Source organism: Chryseobacterium paridis, from assembly GCF_016595215.1.
GTDB lineage: Bacteria > Bacteroidota > Bacteroidia > Flavobacteriales > Weeksellaceae > Chryseobacterium > Chryseobacterium paridis.
In genome coordinates this window covers 374,344-392,493 of sequence record NZ_JAENHK010000001.1, presented here as the reverse complement: position 1 = coordinate 392,493, position 18,150 = coordinate 374,344, and the positions used below count along the sequence as shown (strand labels likewise).

Sequence of the window (18,150 nt, the reverse complement as noted above, 5' to 3'; positions counted from 1 at the left end):
AAATTATTTAAAATGTTTTTCGGCCTCTATTACAGATTCTGGTCTTCCAACGTCTACCAAAAGACTGTTGTGCACAAAACCGTGTATATGCTCGGTTTGCATCAGATCCAGATATTCTTCCATAACAGAAAATTTACCCGTTCTTTTTATTTTTTTAAAGATACTAGGATTAATACAGTGTACTCCGCTAAAAGCTAATGCCTTAAATCCTTTGTTGAATTCAGCAAGTCTTTGTTCTCCGGTTTGTACATTGAGCCAACCCCTTAGTACCAAATCATCATTGAAAAGTAGTTTTCTTGAACTTTCTCTATCCGAAACAGCTAAAGTAGCAAAATCTTTTATCTTTTTGTGATAACTAACCAGGTCATTGATATTTATAGTGGTTAGAATATCAGCATTCATGATTAAAAAATCTTCTCCATGATCAAGGAATCTTCTAGCAAAAATTAAACCACCTCCGGTTTCAAGCAATTCCTGGCTTTCATCAGAAATTTCAATATGGCTATTGAAATTGTTGTTTTCTTTTAAAAAATCAACAATCTGATTTCCGAAATGATGAACATTGATCACAAAATCATTAATTCCAAAACTTTTAAGGTATTGAATATTTCTTTCCAGTAATGGGACTCCATTTACTTTTGCCAACGCTTTTGGATGATGATCTGTAAAAGGTTTAAGGCGGGTTCCCTTACCAGCTGCAAAGATTAAAGCTTTCATTTGTTACAATTAATATTGAATAAGGATTGAGAGAATATACATTGTGTAATTAATCCAGCAATTATGAATTCAGGTGATGTTGTTCATCGTGATGTAGACTCACTTCTGTTCCCTGAGGATATTTCTCATGGATAAATTCTGCTATTTTTATGGCAGAATATACAGATCTGTGCTGCCCACCGGTACAACCGAAATTGATCTGAAGGTTTTCAAATCCTCTGGAAAGGTAATTATCAATGTTGATCGATATGATACCTTTTACCAATTCTAAAAATTTAGGCATTTCAGTTTCATTTTCGAGAAACTCCTGAACTCCTATATCATTTCCGGTTTGGCTTTTATATTCTTCAATTCTGCCAGGATTAAGAATTCCTCTGCAATCGAATGTAAAACCACCTCCATTACCGGTTTCATCTTTAGGAATTCCTCCTTTCTTGTATGAAAAACTGTGGATGTCTATGTGTAGCATGTTTTTTTATTTTTAAACCATTAAGGTTTTATTAAGTTGTTAAGAATAAAATCAAGGTTATTTAGAAACTATTTCTATTAATGATTTACTAGCTGATTAATTTTAAATTTCGTTTCAGGTAAAGATAATTGCTGTACCACACTTTTAAGTTCGGGATAATCATTCATATTTTCCCATGTTTCAGCAAAGTGTACGATATTTTTGATTCCTTGTTCAATACTGGTTATAAAGTGCTGTTTTCTCTGAATAAGTCCCCTAAATCCATAGGCGCCTAAAACCTGCAGGAATCTCATCATCTGGATTGGTTTTACCGATTCTTTTAGTTGATGTTGAGTTTCTTCATTTTCAAATTGACTGATGTAAAAATCTAACATCTCATTTTTGAAATCTTCAGGGAAGTTGGCTTTTGCTTGAAAGAGAAATGAAATAACATCGTAGATAAAAGGCCCTTTCATTGCAGATTGATAGTCTATAAAAGAAACATTATTTTCCCCATCCACCATAATATTTCTTGCCTGAAAATCACGGATCATTAATCCTTGAGGAGTTAAATGCTCTATAACTTGGGCTATTTTTTTGAACTCCTTTAATAAAGTAGATTTATGATATTCCAATTCAAGAACATCCACGATAAAGTTTTTGAAATAATATAAATCATGAATTACCGGAAGTTCATCATAACTTTCGTATTCGAATGTTTTTGTAAAATCTATTTTACCTTGGGTCTGAATTTGTAGGTGAAAAAGTTTTTCTAATGTTTGTTTTACCAGAGATTTTACTTTGGTGGATAGGCCCTCCTGGGAGATAATTTCAGAGAGAGTATTTTCACCTAAGAACTCCTGAACGTATATTTTACGGTCATCTGAAATAATAAATATTTCAGGAGTATTGAGCTTGAGCTGAGAGAAAAGTTTTGAATAGTAGAAAAAACTTTCATTTTCCTGAATGTTCGCATTATAGGTGATAATGTATTTTGTATTGTCAACTTTCGCCCAGAAATTCACCCTCGCAGATCCGCTTTGAGCTAATGTGACGAACTCAGAAGATTTTTTACCAATATAGTTTTCAAAAAATCGTTGTGCCTTTTCAGAAGTCATAATATGAAAACAAATATACTAAATTTCCGGAAAGGAAGCTGGAGGCAGTAACAGGGAAGTTTTAGGTCCAAAATTCTATCCTGGATTTGAAAAAGGATTTGAATAAATAAGGAGATAATTTTTCAGGACTCTTAAAACATAGCATTTATATAAATAATCACAGCTTTGCACTTTCTGACTTTTCTTTATATTTGTATTATGCTAAAGGATTTTAAACCAGTTTTAAGTATTCTGTTGAGGTTCATCATCATCTATCTGGTGTTGCTTTTTTGCTATCAGTTTTACCTGAATAGTTTTAAAGAAACAGGGCTGGATCCTTTTTCAAAAATGGTTGCCAATCAGGTAAGCTCTATTCAAAATGCTTTACATTATCCTACACAGCTATATAATGATGTGGCAAAGGAGCAAGTATGGTTTTATGTGAAAACTGTTTATGTAACAAGAATGGTGGAAGGATGCAATGCTATTTCTGTGATGATCTTATTTACTTCTTTTGTTTTTGCATTTTATAAAGGACCTAAAACTTTTGTTTTTGTATTAGTAGGGCTCCTATTACTTTATGTGATTAACTTGTTAAGAATTGTTGGAATTAACCTTTTGGTTCGTGACTACAAAGAATATGAGAGGATAGCTCACGATTTTCTTTTTCCTGCTATTATTTATGGAACAGTGGTCGTGCTTTGGCTTGTTTGGATTAAATTATTTGCACTGAAAAATGAAAATTCTTAATTGGCTTGTTGTAATAATCGGAATCTTTGGATTAATAAGTGTTCGAATCTTTGAGCACAAATTATTTTATGATCCATTTCTGGGCTATTTTCATGAAGCTGATAAAAGTATTGCTTTTCCATCTTTTGAATGGGGAAAGCTTATTTTGGGACATTTGTTCCGTTTTATTCTGAATTTATTTTTTTCTTCGTTAATTATTTTTTTCATGTTTAAAAATAAGACATGGACGATACAAGGAATTATCTTGATCATAATAATTTTTCTTATTACTTTTCCGATCTATCTATATTGTATTCATGATAGATTTCAGATAGGTTATCTTTTTTCTTTTTACATGAGAAGATTTGTGATCCAGCCTTTAATATTACTTTTAATAGTCCCAATGTTTTACTACAGAAAACAAATGTTGAAACAAAAGTAAAATCTTTGAAGGTTTTATTCTGCGGTGTGTTTAACTTCCAAGGTTATATTTTCAGAAGTCCATTCCACTCTCTTTACAAAATCCCTTTCACGCACGGGGCAATCTTTAATCTGGCAAACAGGACAGGAAATGGTTTTACAATCGTCCATATGAAAATTAAATTCAATCGTACGTTTTATATTCTTAGCTAAAAGAATAATTACATTTTCCATTTCTTTATGAGCATCACGCAAACTGTAGTACCATGGAAGTGTAATATGCGCATCGATGTGCAGAGATGCACCAAACTGCTGGATTTTCATATTGTGAACATCTATCCATTCGTCTTTTCTATTATTTTCGAGAATGTGGACAATCTGAACAAGTATTTCTGGGTCTTGTTCGTCCATAATTCCGCTTAATGACTTTCGGATGATCTTATATCCCACAAAAATAATGTAAGCGCCAAAAATCAAAGCTACAACTGAATCCAGCCAGTATATTTTTGTAAAGTAGACAATGACTAAACTGAGAACAACTCCAAGTGTAGTTATCGTATCAGACTGTAAGTGCTTTCCGGAGGATATAAGGACTAAAGAATTATCTGCTTTTCCTTTTTTAATGGAAATATACCCCAATAAATAATTAACCACAGCAGTAGCAGCAATAATAGCGATTCCCCAATCGAGCTGGTTAAGTGTCTTACCAACGATTAAACTATTAACACCCTCGTAGATGATCATTATTCCTGCAATGGCAATTAAAGCACCTTCTATACCTGAGGTGACGAATTCTACCTTTCCATGTCCGTAAGGATGACCTTCATCTTTAGGTTTAGCTGCCAAATGTAGTGAATAGAGTCCCATGAAAGCACTGATGACATTTACTACACTTTCCATCGCATCTGAGAACACAGCATCTGAATTGGTGAGTTTCCAGGCAATCAATTTACCGATGAACAAAATGACTCCGAAAACAGCAATCCATCTTTGAAAGCCTATCTTATTTTTATTCATATTCTTTAATCTTCGTAGTTTGATAAAAAAAAGAATCTCAATTTTGAGACTCTTTTTTATTTTGTTAGTTTAAACTAAGTTATTTGATACTAAATATTCTGCGATCTGTACTGCGTTCGTTGCAGCTCCTTTTCGCAGATTGTCTGCTACGATCCAGAGATTGAGCGTTTTCGGCTGGGAGAGGTCTCGTCGTATTCTTCCAACGAAAACTTCATCTTTCCCCTCAGAGTTCAGTGGCATTGGATATTGATTGTTTTTCACATCATCTATCACAACGACTCCAGGCGTTTCAGATAAAATTTTTCTCACTTCATCCAGTTCAAATTCATTTTCAAATTCGATATTCACACTTTCAGAATGTCCTCCCTGAACCGGTACTCTAACTGCTGTTGCCGTTAAATTAAATGTATCGTCCCCTAAAATCTTCTTAGGTTCTTTCATTAATTTAATTTCTTCTTTCGTGTAATCGTCATCACTGAAAACGTCACAATGTGGTAAGGCATTTTTAAAGATCTGATAAGGATAAACCTTTGCTACAGAATCATCACCCTTAATTTCAGAATTTAACTGATCTACGGCTGCTTTTCCTGTTCCGGTTACGGACTGATACGTAGAAATAACCACTCTTTTCAGATCATATTTCTTATTAAGCGGGCCTAAAACCATTACCAACTGAATGGTAGAACAGTTTGGATTAGCAATGATTTTATCGTTAGCAGTTAATACCTCTGCATTGATTTCTGGAACTACCAGTTTTTTATCAGGATCCATTCTCCAGGCAGAAGAATTATCGATTACAGTAATTCCTGCTTCTGCAAATTTTGGTGCAAATTCTAGAGAAGTTGATCCTCCTGCAGAGAAAATTGCAATATCAGGTTTGGCAGCTATAGCGTCATTAATGCTTACAATCGTATACTCTTCCTGTTTATACTTCACCTTCTTACCAATAGATTTTTCCGATGCTACCGGAATTAATTCTGTGATAGGGAAGTTTCTCTCCTCCAAAACTTTAAGCATAACTTGTCCAACCATTCCTGTTGAACCTACTACAGCTACTTTCATCTTAATGATTACAATGTTTAAGTTAATATATTATGCCCCGAAGACTCTTGTCCAAGGGAACGCGAATGCGAATAAACCAACTGCAATTAATCCCATAATTACAATTCCTAAAGAAATCGTATCATTGGATTTTACTTTTTTATTGATGATCGTCATCAATACAGCTGCAATTAGCATAGAAAATGGATGTTCTACATACTGAAATCTTAGATCAGCATTTTTCATTACTGCTCCCATATCCAATCCTTTTGTAAAATTGGTGATCAACATAATGATCCCAATCAGAAACTGAACGTGGAAGAAAATCATTGTGAAGAGGGTAGTCTTCTTTAAAAATTTGTTCACTTTTCCACTGAAACCAAACATGGTTCCTAAAAGTGCGATAATAAATAATGCTACTAAAAGAAGCTCTAAATACCCAAATCCTTTATGGGCATTAAGTAAAATCTTGTAAAAATCCATATCCTGTTTTTTCTATTTTTCTAATCAACAAAGATAACAAAAAATCCCGGCGAAAGCCGGGATTGATATTTATAAAATCTAAATTTATGTTATTAATGTCTTAATACAATTGAAGCTCCTCATAGAGCTGTAAATATTAAGGATGAGTTACAATTGTAGGTGAATTGGTATTTGATTCCTGCCCTTGTTCAAGAGCAACTAATTTTCCGTCTTTAAAAGTTAGGATATTTGTTATTGAGCTATTTCCCAGATTGAAATTTTCTTTATAAAATAAAGATTCTTCCATCTCCCCGGTGTCTTTATTCTTTGTAAATGCGGACTTATAAGGTTGTCCAAATTTTGATATAACCTGTTCCTTGGTCATTCCAATGCTTACTGATTCAGAAGAAAATTTACTCCTTGTTGTGCAGGAAGTTAAAGAAGCTAAAATTAGGACTATAGATATTGTTTGAATCAAAAATAAACGCATAATTTTTTATTTAAAGATATAAAAAATATTAGATTTTCATGAACTTCATGAGTAAATGTGAACTGTAAATACTTGACAAGTTGTTTTTTGCATTTTTTGTATTTCTTTTAATGATAAAAAAATAATAACTGGATTAATCGGTATTTTGGAGAAATTGTTAATGAAATATAATATATGTTATTTCAGAATTTCAGATATAAATGTATATTTGATATTAGGAAAAATAAAAAATTATATGAAAAAGAAAAAAATCATTAAATTAGAAATTAACAAGGAAGACATTCTTAATCTATCACAAGATGAATCTCAAAAAATTATAGGAGGAGGGGGTGGAAACGTAGTTACCGTAGACCTTAGCCAGTGTCCAGGAAATGCATGTGATGAAACAGAGAGGTGTAATACAAATGATTGTACAGATGAAGATTGTACATATGGAGGTTGTACAGTGAATGACACAGACGATACAGGTTGTATTACAGACATTACACAAGATGGTTCAGGACTGTGTGATGACAGAACATAATATTTTTGTTATTTACGATTAAAATAAATACGGATAGTTTTTCTATAAAGAAAGATATCCGTATTTATCTTTATACCAAAGATGAATTGATTATTTATGACGAAGAATTTGATAAAAGAAATAAAGAATATAAAAAGTAAAATAGATAATTTATATCAAAGTAAAGATTTATATATTCCAGCACTACTTTATGAATTAGGGGGTATTTGTCTTTTTTATTTTTATTACGGAAAAACTTTTAATGATTCCAAAAGTTTAGACAAGGGAAATATATTGGTTGATCATATTTTGGAAGGTATTAAGACTAATATAAAATATAATAATTATAGATTTAGTACTGGTGTTTCAGGTTTAGGATGGTTATTAAAATTTCTTCATAAAGAAGAGTTTATTGATTTTGAAGTAGAAGATGCACTGTCTGATTTAGATGAATATATTTATAAGTATGCCATTGAAGAAATAAATCGGGGGAACTATGATTTTTTACATGGAGCTATAGGAGCTTTATATTACTTTACAGAGGGAGCCCATACAACAAACGAGTATATAGAAAATATTACTTCCAAAGTAACGTTGGGTAATGAAATTACAATCTATAATAAACCTTATTGGCCATCTTTTAATGTAAGCGAATCTAAAAGGCATGATGATATACTCAATTTCGGCCTATCACATGGACAGCCGGCTATTGTATCTGTTTTGTCTAAAATTTATGAGCTGAATTCTAGTAATGAATTGAAGATCTTACTAAGTGATGCAACATATGCAATGCTGGATTTTAAATTTAAAACGAAGAGGAATTCTCTTTTCCCTACGATGACATCTGCAACTGAAGATATTGAACAAAATATGAGTAAGGGATCTCGGCTTGGATGGTGCTATGGAGATTTGGGAATGGGTGTTTCATTGTGGGATGTTGGAAAAGCCATTCAAAATGAAGATTTTAAAAAGATCGCTTTAGATTGCATTAATTTTTCAGCACCTAAAAGAGATCTGAATCTTAATAGTATCAAAGATGCTGGGGTTTGCCATGGATCATCAGGCGTAATGTATATTTTTAATAAGTTTTCTTATCTTAATAAAGAAGTTGATTATTCTGAAACCGTAGAATATTGGAAGAACGTAACTATTGAAATGATTCATTCCGAGCAAGAAAAATATACAACGGGACACAGTGCTTGGCATAATGAACGGGGATATTATAATGATTTCGGTTTTTTGCAAGGTCTTAGTGGTATCGGGTTGTCTTTACTTTCTTTGATTGATCCTGATATTAAATGGGGTGATGTTTTATTAATGTAATGTTTTTTTATTATATAAACAACAATGTACGAGAGTGATTTTTATGCAATGAGGCAGCCTCTTCTGCCTTTGAAAAAACTTTTTGAATTTTATAAATTTTCTAAAACTTATCATGATAAGGAGATTCTTAATTATCTTGTTAAAGAATTTTCTGAAAACTATCAATTAAATGAGGCATTATATCTGGCATCTAATATTCTATATAATGAAACATTAAAATATTCTGCAACTCCCGACAATTTCTCAGATAAGGACAGAAAGAAACTGCTACATTCTTTAGCTAAATATTACATTAGATCTGCAAGCCGCTGTACTCCCTTTGGGCTATTTGCTAATTTTAGCCAAGGTATTTATAAAGAACAAATAGAAAATAAAGAAGCACTAACTTCATTACAGTATTTTCCGCGTCTTGATATGGAGGTACAATATCAAATAGGAGATTATATTTCTAAGCTTGACGGAGTTCAAGAATTCCTAATCTATAGAGTAAACAATAGTTTGTACGAAGCAGGGGGAAAATACAGATATGTAGAATACAGACTAAAAAAAACGATTCTAAGCCATCACTTAGTGTCTTTACAGTATAATGAAGTGCTATCTTATATTGTTAAGATATCCCGAAAAGGAATTGGCTATACTCTGTTGATCGATAGATTATTAAGTAAATATGATGTTTCAAAAGAAGAATTAGTACGTTATGTGGATGAACTAATTTTTAATAAAGTTTTAACAAGTAATCTGGACATAAATGTTTCTGGAAGAGATTATTTTGATCTCCTGTTAGAATTTTTGGAGCACCTGCATAAAGAAGGAATAAATGATAAGATTTCTGAAATCAGGAATATTTTATTAAACGTAAAAGGACTATTACTTCAGGTTAGTAATAGTCGATCAAATATAGAATTGTATAAAGAAATACATAAGCATGTTATTGCTGTATTGCCTCACATATCCGAGAAGAATCTGATACAATTGGATGTAATAGATTTAAAAAATGATGAGACCTTTAGTATTGAAACAAAGAAAGAACTAAAAGGTTTAATCAACATGGTCTCTAAGTTTTCTACACCATCTTCTCAAAACTCTTGGTTTGAAGTTTTTAAAAGAGCATTCAAAGAACGATATGAAGATGGAAAGGTTAAATTAGCAGAGGCGTTAGACGGTGAATTGGGGATAGGCTACAAGAGTGCGAGAAGCCTCAGAGATTTTTATGATACAGGAAAGAAAAGTGATAACAGTAAACTGACAACTTTTGTTCTATATAAGTATCATCAATATTTAAAACAAAATAAAGATCAAATTACTATTGATGCGACTGATATAAAAAATCATTTTAATGATACTGTACCAGTTGAATTGCCACATGTTAATTTTTTTTTAAAAATTTACCCTCAAAAGAAAGAGAACCTCATTCAAATTTCATCCCTTTCAAGTTCTTTAGGGAATAACCTTTTAGGGCGTTTTTGTTCTTCACACAATATGGTTTATAATAACTTACATAAACTAATAGATGAACATGAAGAACAGAATGAAAACTACATTTATGCAGAGGTTATTCATTTACCACAAGCAAGGGCAGGAAATGTAATTGCAAGACCTCATTTTGGAAAATATGAAATTCCTTATTTGTCTAATTCTGTGCTTCCTGAAAAACAAAAAATTTACTTAGATGATCTTTATATTCAGCTAATAAATAATGAATTATTTTTATTTTCCAGAAAGCTAAAAAGGCCAATTAAACCTCGTTTATCCAATGCCCATAACTTTAGTAAGAATGGACTTCCTATCTATCATTTTTTATGTGATATGCAGTATCAGGGTAATCCCAATATTAAAGTATGGGATTGGGGAATCATAGATTCTATTGAAGAGTGTTTTCCAAGGGTAATGTATAGGAATTACATATTAGAACCCAAAAAGTGGATGATTAAAAATGAAAAATTTCTTGAATTAAAAAAATGCAAAAGTCTTAGTGATTTCAAAGATAAATTTGGGAAGATCAAAAGAGAATTAAGTATTTATGATTTAATAGTCTTTAAAGATGGAGATAATACAATTTGCCTTGATATATCGACGTCCCTAGGAATGGATATGCTGTGGAAAATCATTGACAAAAAAGATAAATATATTACTTTATACGAAAGTTTATTGGAAGATATGAATGAATATGAAAGTTCTGCTTATCATAAAGAAATTATAGTTCCTTTTATAAACAAAGGTAAAAAGTATCCCAATATAAGAGCTACTATAGAAAGAAAACTAAATATTAAAGATGATTACAATACTACTAAAGTATTTATTCCGGGATCTCATTGGATTTATCTTAAAATTTATCTAGATTTTAAATTCATCAATAAAATACTTTTTCAACTTGTTGATTGTATTGAAAATAAATTTGTTAAAAAGGGAATTGTTGAAAAATGGTTTTTTACAAGATATTCAGATCCCAAACAACATTTGAGATTACGCCTTTATGTGAACGATTTGCAATTTCTTTCTCTAGTAATGAATGCTTGCTACAAAATATTAGCACCGTTGGTTAAAAAAGGATATGTGTCGAATATTGTCCAAGATACCTATATTAGAGAGTTAACAAGATATGGGGGTAAGAATATTATTAATTCGGAAACTCTGTTTTATTATGATTCATTATTGATATACAATATATATAATTGCCAGAAAAGTATAAATTACTCGGATATGTTTTTAGTTGGGTATTACCTGACAGAGAACTATCTTAATCTTTCTAATATTAGTGATGAGGTTAGGTTAAATTTTTTGGAAAGACAATTTAATTACTATGCAAGAGAGTTCGATTATACGAAAGACAAGATAATGAGAAATACTTTACATGAAGAGCAGAGGAGAATTAAAGATATTGTAATTGAAGAAAAACTCAGTGAAGATGTAATAAAACTTATCAAACAATCCAGTTTAAAACAAATTATTGACCAAGTTAAAACAAATGTTGAAAATGATTATCTAAATGTTTTATCAGGATATATTCATATGAGTATGAATCGATTATTTATAGAAAAGCAACGCTTTAATGAATTTAAGATTTATTTTTTCTTGTTTAAAAAGTATCAGTCGATTAAGGCACGGAAATCTTTTGAAGTATAAGTTTATTATTTTAAATCATTGTGAAAAAATTCCCCTTTTACCGCCAGCCTGATGCTAAAGATTGTGGTCCGACTTGCTTACGCATTATTAGTAAATATTATGGTAAGTTGGTAGGATTACAGTACATCAGAATGCTTTCCGAAACGACAAGAATAGGAAGTAGTTTACTAAATCTCAGTAATGCTGCAGAAAAGATGGGATTTAAAACGAATGGCGTAAAAATAAATTTTGATATTCTCACAAGAGGTATTCCTCTACCATGTATTGTACATTGGGATAAAAAACATTTTGTAGTAATATACGAAATCAAGAAGAAATCTAAAGATTATTTAATCTATATATCAGATCCTGCGTATGGGCTTGTCACTTACAAGAAAGATGAATTTATAAAGCATTGGATCGGAAATAATGCAGATGAAACATTAAAAGAAGGAGTTGCTCTGGTGGTAGAAACTACTCCAGCCTTTTATGATACAGAATGGGATGATGAAGGGAAAAAGCTAAACCTAAGGTTTCTTAGCCGTTATGCTATAAAATATAAGTCACTAATTATTCAATTGGCTGTTGGTCTCCTTGCGGGAAGTTTACTTTCTCTAATACTTCCTTTTCTTACCCAAAGTATTGTTGATGTCGGGATTCAGAATAGAGATATTAATTTTATTTATCTAGTACTAATTGCTCAATTTATGCTGTATCTCGGAAGAATGGGAGTTGACGTTGTCAGAAGCTGGATTTTGTTGCACCTGAGTACCCGAATTAATATTTCTTTAGTTTCAGATTTCTTTATTAAGCTAATGAAATTACCTATAAGCTTTTTTGATACCCGAATGACAGGAGATATCATGCAGAGGATTGGAGATCATTCAAGAATAGAGCAATTACTTACAGGCTCAACATTGAGTACATTGTTTTCAATTGTTAACTTTTTTGTTTACAGTATTATTTTATTGCTTTATGACTATAGATTGTTTCTTGTATTTGTAGTTGGGGCTACATTGTATTCAATGTGGATTCTTTTTTTTCTAAAAAAGAGAAAAGATCTGGATTATAAAAATTTCTCTCAAGTATCTCAGACCCAGAGTAAGGTGATTGAGTTGATTAATGGTATGCAGGAGATTAAAATGCAAAATGCTGAAAAGAAAAAGAGGTGGGCTTGGGAATCGTTACAGGTAAAGATATTTAGGATAAGAATAGAAAGTCTTTCTTTGGATCAATGGCAGTCTATTGGAGGTGGATTTATTAACCAAATAAAAGATATGATTATTAGTTTTCTTTCTGCTAAATTGGTCATTGATGGGAATATTACTTTGGGAATGATGATGTCTATACAGTATATTATAGGTCAGTTAAATGGGCCAATAGGTCAAGTTATAGGATTTATTAAACAACTACAAGATGCTAGTATTTCATTAGAAAGGCTTAATGAAATACATGAGAAGGATGAAGAAGAAACTGAAGAATCCCAATTTGCTCCTAATATATCTGGAGGAGATTTATTTGTTCATAATCTTAGTTTTAGATACACAGGATCAAATCAGAATGTTTTCGAGAACCTGAATCTGGTAATTCCTTATCAGAAAACGACAGCAATCGTTGGAGTTAGTGGTAGTGGTAAAACTACACTGATTAAGTTATTATTGAAATTTTACGAGCCTACAAAAGGAGATGTAAAATTGGGAAACCAAAATTTTAAGAATATTTCTCCAACAATGTGGCGAGATCATATAGGTGTTGTGATGCAGGATGGTTATATTTTTAATGATACGATTGCAGATAATATTGTGGTAGGAGATGATGATATTGATAAATCTAGATTAAAACATGCTGTGCATATTGCTAATATTAAAGAATTTATAGAAAGTCTTCCATTGACCTATAACACTAAGATTGGTAATGAAGGTATGGGAATAAGTGGAGGGCAAAAGCAACGCTTATTTATTGCTCGGGCTGTATATAAATCTCCAGAATATATATTTTTTGATGAGGCGACCAGCGCCTTAGATGCAAATAATGAAAGGACCATAATAGACAATCTTGAACATTTTTTTAAAGGGCGAACAGCTGTTATCGTTGCGCACCGCCTATCTACAGTGAAACATGCGGATAAAATTATTGTTCTGGATCAGGGAAAAGTTATAGAGGAAGGAACTCATATTGAATTAGTCGCTTTAAGAGGATCTTACTACCAACTTGTGAAAAATCAATTGGAGCTTGGGAATTAGCTCCTATATATCATTTTTTCAAAGTAAAATTAAAATATATTTTCCTCCCGCACCACTTCGAAATCTCTTCCTTCTATTTGTGTCATTTTTGATTGCAGATAACTGTAGATTTTTGTAACATTCTCATTATTATATTCTTTTTCTATGCAATCTATCCAAATTTGAATAAAAGTCTTGTCTGGATAATCCTGCCATAAGTTGATCTTTCTATAATTAGCATTATTTAATATTAAATCTGTTTTTACATCAATAAATGATTCGTAGCTTATAAACCATGAGTAGGTATGTAAGACATTTTTCATAAAGCTCATGTAATTATAAATGTAGAGCTTTGAAGATTCATTTTGCAATAAGTAATTATAATTAACTGATAATGAGTAGGTTTTTAATATGATAGCGTCTCTTTTATGCTGAACATTCCTAAAAGGGGTATTCATAAACTTTTGAGCAATTGTAACCAACTCATCGATTGCATCATCTTTTTTATACAGTATCTTTCCGATGCTAAAAAGCCTGGCTTCGAATTTTATATTACGTATAAAATCTTGTTGCATTCTTTTTTTTACTGATTCAATACTTTCGGCGAAATATGAAATTTTATTTTTTATCCCTTTCAGAGTTGTTTTTTGTGTATTATCAAATATAATTCTGATGTCAATATCAGAGTTCTCATTTTGTAGCCCTAATGCATAGCTACCAGTTAAAAGAATTCCAATTACATAATTTTTGGATTTCCAATGTTCGATAAATTCTTTAAGAGCTATATCCATTTTTTTAATAAAGATAAAGATAAACATATAAAACCCGCCATTGGCGGGTTTTATATGTTTATGTAATTTAAATTTTAGAATCTATAAGAAAGAGAAGCAGCCCAAGTTCTTCCGAATCCGAAATAAACGCTGTTAGCTGTATCCAATCCTTTGTAAACCCCTTTTGATTTGTCGTTAACAAATATACTTGATCTCAAATCAGAAATGTAAGTTGTGTCAAATACGTTGTAAACATTTCCTGTTATGATCAATCTGTTTCCATTTTTTAAGTTAAATGTATAAGAAGCTCCTACATCAGTTAAATTGTAAGATGGTGCTTTCAACGAACCATTTTGAGCTCCTGATGGAGTTACTCCAGGTGTTGTAATAATATAACTGCTATTGATACTAAAAGTTCCATATAAATTATCATAATATCTCCATGTTGCGAAAACATCAAGGTTTTTAACAGGTTTCACTGTTGCACCTATTGCTGCAGTTGTTTGCGCAGCATCTCCAACTTTCATTCCATCTAATGCCAATACAACTTCGTCTTTTCCGTTTGTGGAAATTGGATCTCCGTTTACGTCAGCAATTCTTCCTGTTGGGTTGTTTTTATATTTCCAGTTTCCTATAGAAAGCATTCCATTGAACTCTAACCAGTTTAAAGGTTTGTAGAATGTCTCTAATTCAACACCCATATGCACTTCTCGTACACCTGTCAAACTTGCAGTACCATTTGTACCAGTAGTATTATCAGGATTAGTATAAGTAATACCTAAAACACGAACAAATCTATCTTTCCAATCTGTATAATATCCATTCAAGTTTGCTCTGAACTTTCCACTTTTGAATCCATAACCGATTTCAGCAGAAGTTACTTGTTCGTTTCTTATATCTTTGTTTTCGATTTGTTGATACAAAGAACCGAATGTTTTTGTTGGCAAATTATAAGGGAAAATAGCATTTTGATTTGGTTGTTTAGAATAAATACCAACATTTACGAAAACATTGTGCTGTTCGTTGATATTATAATTCACACCGGCTTTTGCGTTGTATCCGAATCTGAATTTCTGCTCTGTTTTTTGGTTTACCACTTGTCCTTGCTGTGTAGTAGATATTCCAGTAGGAACGGTAGATGTTCCATCCCAAACCCACTTATCAATTCTTTGGTTGCTCTGCTCAGATGCAGAACCCTGTACGAAAGCTGAAATTTTATCATTCGTATATTCTAACTGTCCGAAAACTCCTCCCCAAAGAACTTTACCATCATAATTTCTGTATACAATCTGTGATTTGTCTTTTACTGCAGCTGCAAACGGGTTTGCAGAAGGTGTTGCATTGTATGATTGTGTAACTGTATAATATGGATATTGATTGAAGTTTCCAGCTTCACGGTATTCTGTGTTTCCTAAGAAGTCAGTAACAAGACCTGGGTGATAGCCATAGTAATATCTTGCGTCTATACCTACTGAGAAGTTCCAGTTGTCATTGACTTTATGTTGGAAATTGGATAGAATTCCATACCAGTCATGTGAATTTACACTAGCTCTTCTGGTAATACCATTAGAACTTGTACCAACAAATGGAGTTTTGTTATTCGCTCCGAAATCAGCAACTGTTTGTCCTGTATTCCAAGCATAAATATCATCAAAACGAATTAAACCGTCTGTACTTTTTGGTAAAGCATTGATACCCTTTCCATTGATAGAGCCTAAAATTCCAGTTCCACCACCTCTACCCCAAGATGCATATCCTACTGTAGATAATTTTGATTTTTCAGAAATATTCCAGTCCCAGTTAATTGATGCAACAGGTTTGCTATAGTAATTTACCGTTTGTGAATATTGTTGACCATTTAGATATCCCCAGTTAGAGTTATATTTTCTGTTTGGTTTATCAGATAAAACACCGTCTAACTTTCCATCACCCATATCTAAGTCGGTTGCGATGCTGTTATTAAATGTTTGATTATGCCATTGTGGAGCGCCTGTAAATGTAAATTGGAAATCGTGTTTTTTATTTGGCTGGAAACCTAAAGCGAAATAGTAGTTGTATGCTTCAAAATCTGAACCATCAATATACATTGCTCCCGCTGTTCTACTCATCAAAAATGAAGTAGACCACCCTTTTGCAGATTTTCCTGTATTATAAGAAAATAAAGTTTTAAGATAGCCATCATTACCAACACCTAGAGTTACATTACCCTCTCTCTTTTTATCTGCTGATCTTGTGATAATGTTAACAGTACCTCCAACTGAAGCAATTGCTAATTTTGAAGCTCCTAGACCTCTTTGTATCTGCATTGCAGAAGTTACATCAGATAGTCCAGCCCAGTTAGACCAATATACTGAACCTCCTTCCATGTCATTAACAGGAACTCCATTAATCATTACTGCTGTATTAGAGGTGTCAAAACCCCTTACGTTCATACGTCCATCTCCAAAGCCACCACCCCCTTTTGTAGCATAGATAGAGGGAGTTGTCGATAAAATCTCAGGGAATTCTTGGTTACCCAATCTTTGTACGATTTGTGCTTCTTTGATTGTTGAAACTGCTACCGGAGTTTTCCTATCTTTAGCGATATCAGCAACTCCTGTTAGTACAACCTGCTCAATGTCTTTCGACCTTGTGTCTTTAACAGTGTCCTGAACTTGTTGTGCGTAATAAACACTAGCTGTTGATAAAGTTATTATCGCAGTTAGCATCGATTTGTTGATTAATTTCATAATCGTTAGTAATAGTTAGATTTAAATTTTATGCAAAAGTCGATAAATAAAATTTAACCAATATTAACTCAATGTTAATTTTTAACGAATATTAAGAATAATTAACTTCCTGGTTTTTAGTATTTTAGTTGAAAAGGGTGTTTTTGTGTTAAAAAAATGCGTTGCATAATATGTAAAAAAGTGCTGTTATTTTTGTTAAAAATATAACATTACTTCACGGCTTTGAGGCTTAAATCTATGTTCTCAGCCGAATGGGTAAGGGCCCCAACGGAGATATAAGTAACTCCGGTTGATGCAATATCTTTAAGCTCATCTCTGGTAATTCCTCCTGAAGCTTCAGATTCACAAGCGCCGTTAATCATTTCAACTGCCTGCTTCATTGTTTTTACATCCATATTATCCAGCATGATTCTGTCTACCTTTGCTTTAATGGCCTCCTGAACCTCTTCCAAATTCCTGGTTTCAACCTCTATTTTGAGTTTTTTCTTATTTTTTTTGACGTAATCCTTGGCCATTTTTACAGCATTGGTAATACTTCCATTATAATCAATATGGTTATCTTTTAACATGATCATGTCGTAAAGACCGTATCTGTGGTTGGTGCCTCCTCCTATAGCTACAGCCCATTTTTCACATATTCTGAAATTTGGGGTTGTTTTTCTTGTATCTAATAATTTAGTTTTTGTTCCTACCAGTCTACTGTCCCAGTCGTGAGTAAGTGTTGCAATACCACTCATTCTTTGCATACAATTAAGAACAAATCTCTCAGTAGAAAGAATGGATTGTGCAGAACCAGTAACAATAAAAGCAATATCACCGACCTTAGCAGCTTCTCCATCTTTTATAAAAGTTTCAATTTTTAAATTTTTATCAAAAGTTTTAAAAATGATCTCTGCTAATTCAACTCCTGCAATAATACAATTTTGTTTTACCAAAAGTTTAGCACTCTGTTTTAGATCTTTGGGAATTGTGGATAATGTGGAGTGATCACCATCCTGAATATCTTCTTCCAAAGCAGATTTTATAAATGTCTTAAGTGCTTTATCTGTTACGTAGCTTGGCTTTTTCATATGCTTGTAGG

16 protein-coding genes are annotated in these 18,150 nt (G+C 32.2%); 6 read left to right on the top strand and 10 right to left on the bottom strand.

All coding sequences use genetic code 11. The features are described 5' to 3' along the window. Nucleotides 1-3: 3 nt before the first annotated feature. From JHL15_RS01775 to JHL15_RS01765, 3 genes are all read right to left on the bottom strand, one after another. Entirely contained in the window at nucleotides 4-717 is a 714-nt protein-coding gene (locus JHL15_RS01775; RefSeq protein ID WP_200242068.1) for a nucleotidyltransferase family protein, read from the bottom strand. 61 nt (nucleotides 718-778) lie between these two features. After that, complete coding sequence (locus tag JHL15_RS01770; protein ID WP_200242065.1) at nucleotides 779-1,186, bottom strand: RapZ C-terminal domain-containing protein; 408 nt, start codon at nucleotides 1,184-1,186, stop codon at nucleotides 779-781. Between the two features lie 77 nt (nucleotides 1,187-1,263). After that, on the bottom strand, nucleotides 1,264-2,283 hold the full coding sequence (locus tag JHL15_RS01765) for an aminoglycoside phosphotransferase family protein (protein WP_200242062.1): 1,020 nt from the start codon (nucleotides 2,281-2,283) through the stop codon (nucleotides 1,264-1,266). Nucleotides 2,284-2,481: 198 nt separating this feature from the next. On the opposite strand from JHL15_RS01765, the gene xrtF reads away from it, so the two are divergent. After that, nucleotides 2,482-3,012, top strand: coding sequence for an exosortase family protein XrtF (gene xrtF, locus JHL15_RS01760; RefSeq protein ID WP_200242059.1), 531 nt, complete (start codon nucleotides 2,482-2,484; stop codon nucleotides 3,010-3,012). Continuing rightward, the gene (locus JHL15_RS01755) at nucleotides 2,999-3,433 is read left to right on the top strand and encodes an exosortase F system-associated membrane protein (RefSeq protein ID WP_200242056.1); all 435 of its coding nucleotides are present in this window, start codon (nucleotides 2,999-3,001) and stop codon (nucleotides 3,431-3,433) included. The genes xrtF and JHL15_RS01755 overlap by 14 nt, the downstream gene beginning before the upstream one ends. Before the next feature lie 14 nt (nucleotides 3,434-3,447). On the opposite strand, the gene JHL15_RS01750 is transcribed toward JHL15_RS01755, so the two are convergent. From JHL15_RS01750 to JHL15_RS01735, 4 genes are all read right to left on the bottom strand, one after another. Continuing rightward, on the bottom strand, nucleotides 3,448-4,428 hold the full coding sequence (locus JHL15_RS01750; RefSeq protein ID WP_200242053.1) for a cation diffusion facilitator family transporter: 981 nt from the start codon (nucleotides 4,426-4,428) through the stop codon (nucleotides 3,448-3,450). 69 nt (nucleotides 4,429-4,497) lie between these two features. Then, nucleotides 4,498-5,490 carry an aspartate-semialdehyde dehydrogenase gene (locus JHL15_RS01745; protein WP_200242050.1) on the bottom strand — a complete coding sequence of 331 codons (993 nt, stop codon included), beginning with the start codon at nucleotides 5,488-5,490 and terminating at the stop codon, nucleotides 4,498-4,500. A gap of 30 nt (nucleotides 5,491-5,520) precedes the next feature. After that, nucleotides 5,521-5,952: a hypothetical protein gene (locus JHL15_RS01740; RefSeq protein ID WP_200242039.1), complete on the bottom strand. Its 432-nt coding sequence runs from the start codon at nucleotides 5,950-5,952 to the stop codon at nucleotides 5,521-5,523. A 136-nt stretch (nucleotides 5,953-6,088) separates the two neighbouring features. After that, nucleotides 6,089-6,421 carry a DUF2845 domain-containing protein gene (locus JHL15_RS01735; RefSeq protein WP_200242037.1) on the bottom strand — a complete coding sequence of 111 codons (333 nt, stop codon included), beginning with the start codon at nucleotides 6,419-6,421 and terminating at the stop codon, nucleotides 6,089-6,091. 235 nt (nucleotides 6,422-6,656) lie between these two features. Between JHL15_RS01735 and JHL15_RS01730 the strand changes: the two genes are divergently transcribed. From JHL15_RS01730 to JHL15_RS01715, 4 genes are all read left to right on the top strand, one after another. After that, nucleotides 6,657-6,944: a class I lanthipeptide gene (locus tag JHL15_RS01730; RefSeq protein WP_200242035.1), complete on the top strand. Its 288-nt coding sequence runs from the start codon at nucleotides 6,657-6,659 to the stop codon at nucleotides 6,942-6,944. A gap of 96 nt (nucleotides 6,945-7,040) precedes the next feature. Then, on the top strand, nucleotides 7,041-8,246 hold the full coding sequence (locus JHL15_RS01725; RefSeq protein ID WP_200242032.1) for a lanthionine synthetase LanC family protein: 1,206 nt from the start codon (nucleotides 7,041-7,043) through the stop codon (nucleotides 8,244-8,246). A gap of 24 nt (nucleotides 8,247-8,270) precedes the next feature. Beyond that, on the top strand, nucleotides 8,271-11,369 hold the full coding sequence (locus JHL15_RS01720; protein ID WP_234047661.1) for a lantibiotic dehydratase: 3,099 nt from the start codon (nucleotides 8,271-8,273) through the stop codon (nucleotides 11,367-11,369). Between the two features lie 20 nt (nucleotides 11,370-11,389). Beyond that, complete coding sequence (locus tag JHL15_RS01715) at nucleotides 11,390-13,591, top strand: peptidase domain-containing ABC transporter (protein WP_200242028.1); 2,202 nt, start codon at nucleotides 11,390-11,392, stop codon at nucleotides 13,589-13,591. Between the two features lie 29 nt (nucleotides 13,592-13,620). Here JHL15_RS01715 and JHL15_RS01710 read toward each other — a convergent pair whose 3' ends face one another. From JHL15_RS01710 to nadC, 3 genes are all read right to left on the bottom strand, one after another. Beyond that, nucleotides 13,621-14,361, bottom strand: coding sequence for a nucleotidyltransferase domain-containing protein (locus tag JHL15_RS01710; protein ID WP_200242026.1), 741 nt, complete (start codon nucleotides 14,359-14,361; stop codon nucleotides 13,621-13,623). 74 nt (nucleotides 14,362-14,435) lie between these two features. Next, nucleotides 14,436-17,069, bottom strand: a complete 2,634-nt coding sequence (locus JHL15_RS01705; RefSeq protein ID WP_200242024.1) for a TonB-dependent receptor — start codon at nucleotides 17,067-17,069, stop codon at nucleotides 14,436-14,438. Between the two features lie 209 nt (nucleotides 17,070-17,278). Beyond that, entirely contained in the window at nucleotides 17,279-18,139 is an 861-nt protein-coding gene (nadC, locus tag JHL15_RS01700) for a carboxylating nicotinate-nucleotide diphosphorylase (protein ID WP_200242022.1), read from the bottom strand. Nucleotides 18,140-18,150 lie beyond the last annotated feature (11 nt).

Coding starts and splice junctions, on each gene's coding strand:
- JHL15_RS01775 (WP_200242068.1), bottom strand. CDS start 717: ATGAAAGCTTTAATCTTTGCAGCTGGTAAGGGAACCCGCCTTAAACCT.
- JHL15_RS01770 (WP_200242065.1), bottom strand. CDS start 1,186: ATGCTACACATAGACATCCACAGTTTTTCATACAAGAAAGGAGGAATT.
- JHL15_RS01765 (WP_200242062.1), bottom strand. CDS start 2,283: ATGACTTCTGAAAAGGCACAACGATTTTTTGAAAACTATATTGGTAAA.
- xrtF (WP_200242059.1), top strand. CDS start 2,482: ATGCTAAAGGATTTTAAACCAGTTTTAAGTATTCTGTTGAGGTTCATC.
- JHL15_RS01755 (WP_200242056.1), top strand. CDS start 2,999: ATGAAAATTCTTAATTGGCTTGTTGTAATAATCGGAATCTTTGGATTA.
- JHL15_RS01750 (WP_200242053.1), bottom strand. CDS start 4,428: ATGAATAAAAATAAGATAGGCTTTCAAAGATGGATTGCTGTTTTCGGA.
- JHL15_RS01745 (WP_200242050.1), bottom strand. CDS start 5,490: ATGAAAGTAGCTGTAGTAGGTTCAACAGGAATGGTTGGACAAGTTATG.
- JHL15_RS01740 (WP_200242039.1), bottom strand. CDS start 5,952: ATGGATTTTTACAAGATTTTACTTAATGCCCATAAAGGATTTGGGTAT.
- JHL15_RS01735 (WP_200242037.1), bottom strand. CDS start 6,421: ATGCGTTTATTTTTGATTCAAACAATATCTATAGTCCTAATTTTAGCT.
- JHL15_RS01730 (WP_200242035.1), top strand. CDS start 6,657: ATGAAAAAGAAAAAAATCATTAAATTAGAAATTAACAAGGAAGACATT.
- JHL15_RS01725 (WP_200242032.1), top strand. CDS start 7,041: ATGACGAAGAATTTGATAAAAGAAATAAAGAATATAAAAAGTAAAATA.
- JHL15_RS01720 (WP_234047661.1), top strand. CDS start 8,271: ATGTACGAGAGTGATTTTTATGCAATGAGGCAGCCTCTTCTGCCTTTG.
- JHL15_RS01710 (WP_200242026.1), bottom strand. CDS start 14,361: ATGGATATAGCTCTTAAAGAATTTATCGAACATTGGAAATCCAAAAAT.
- JHL15_RS01705 (WP_200242024.1), bottom strand. CDS start 17,069: ATGAAATTAATCAACAAATCGATGCTAACTGCGATAATAACTTTATCA.
- nadC (WP_200242022.1), bottom strand. CDS start 18,139: ATGAAAAAGCCAAGCTACGTAACAGATAAAGCACTTAAGACATTTATA.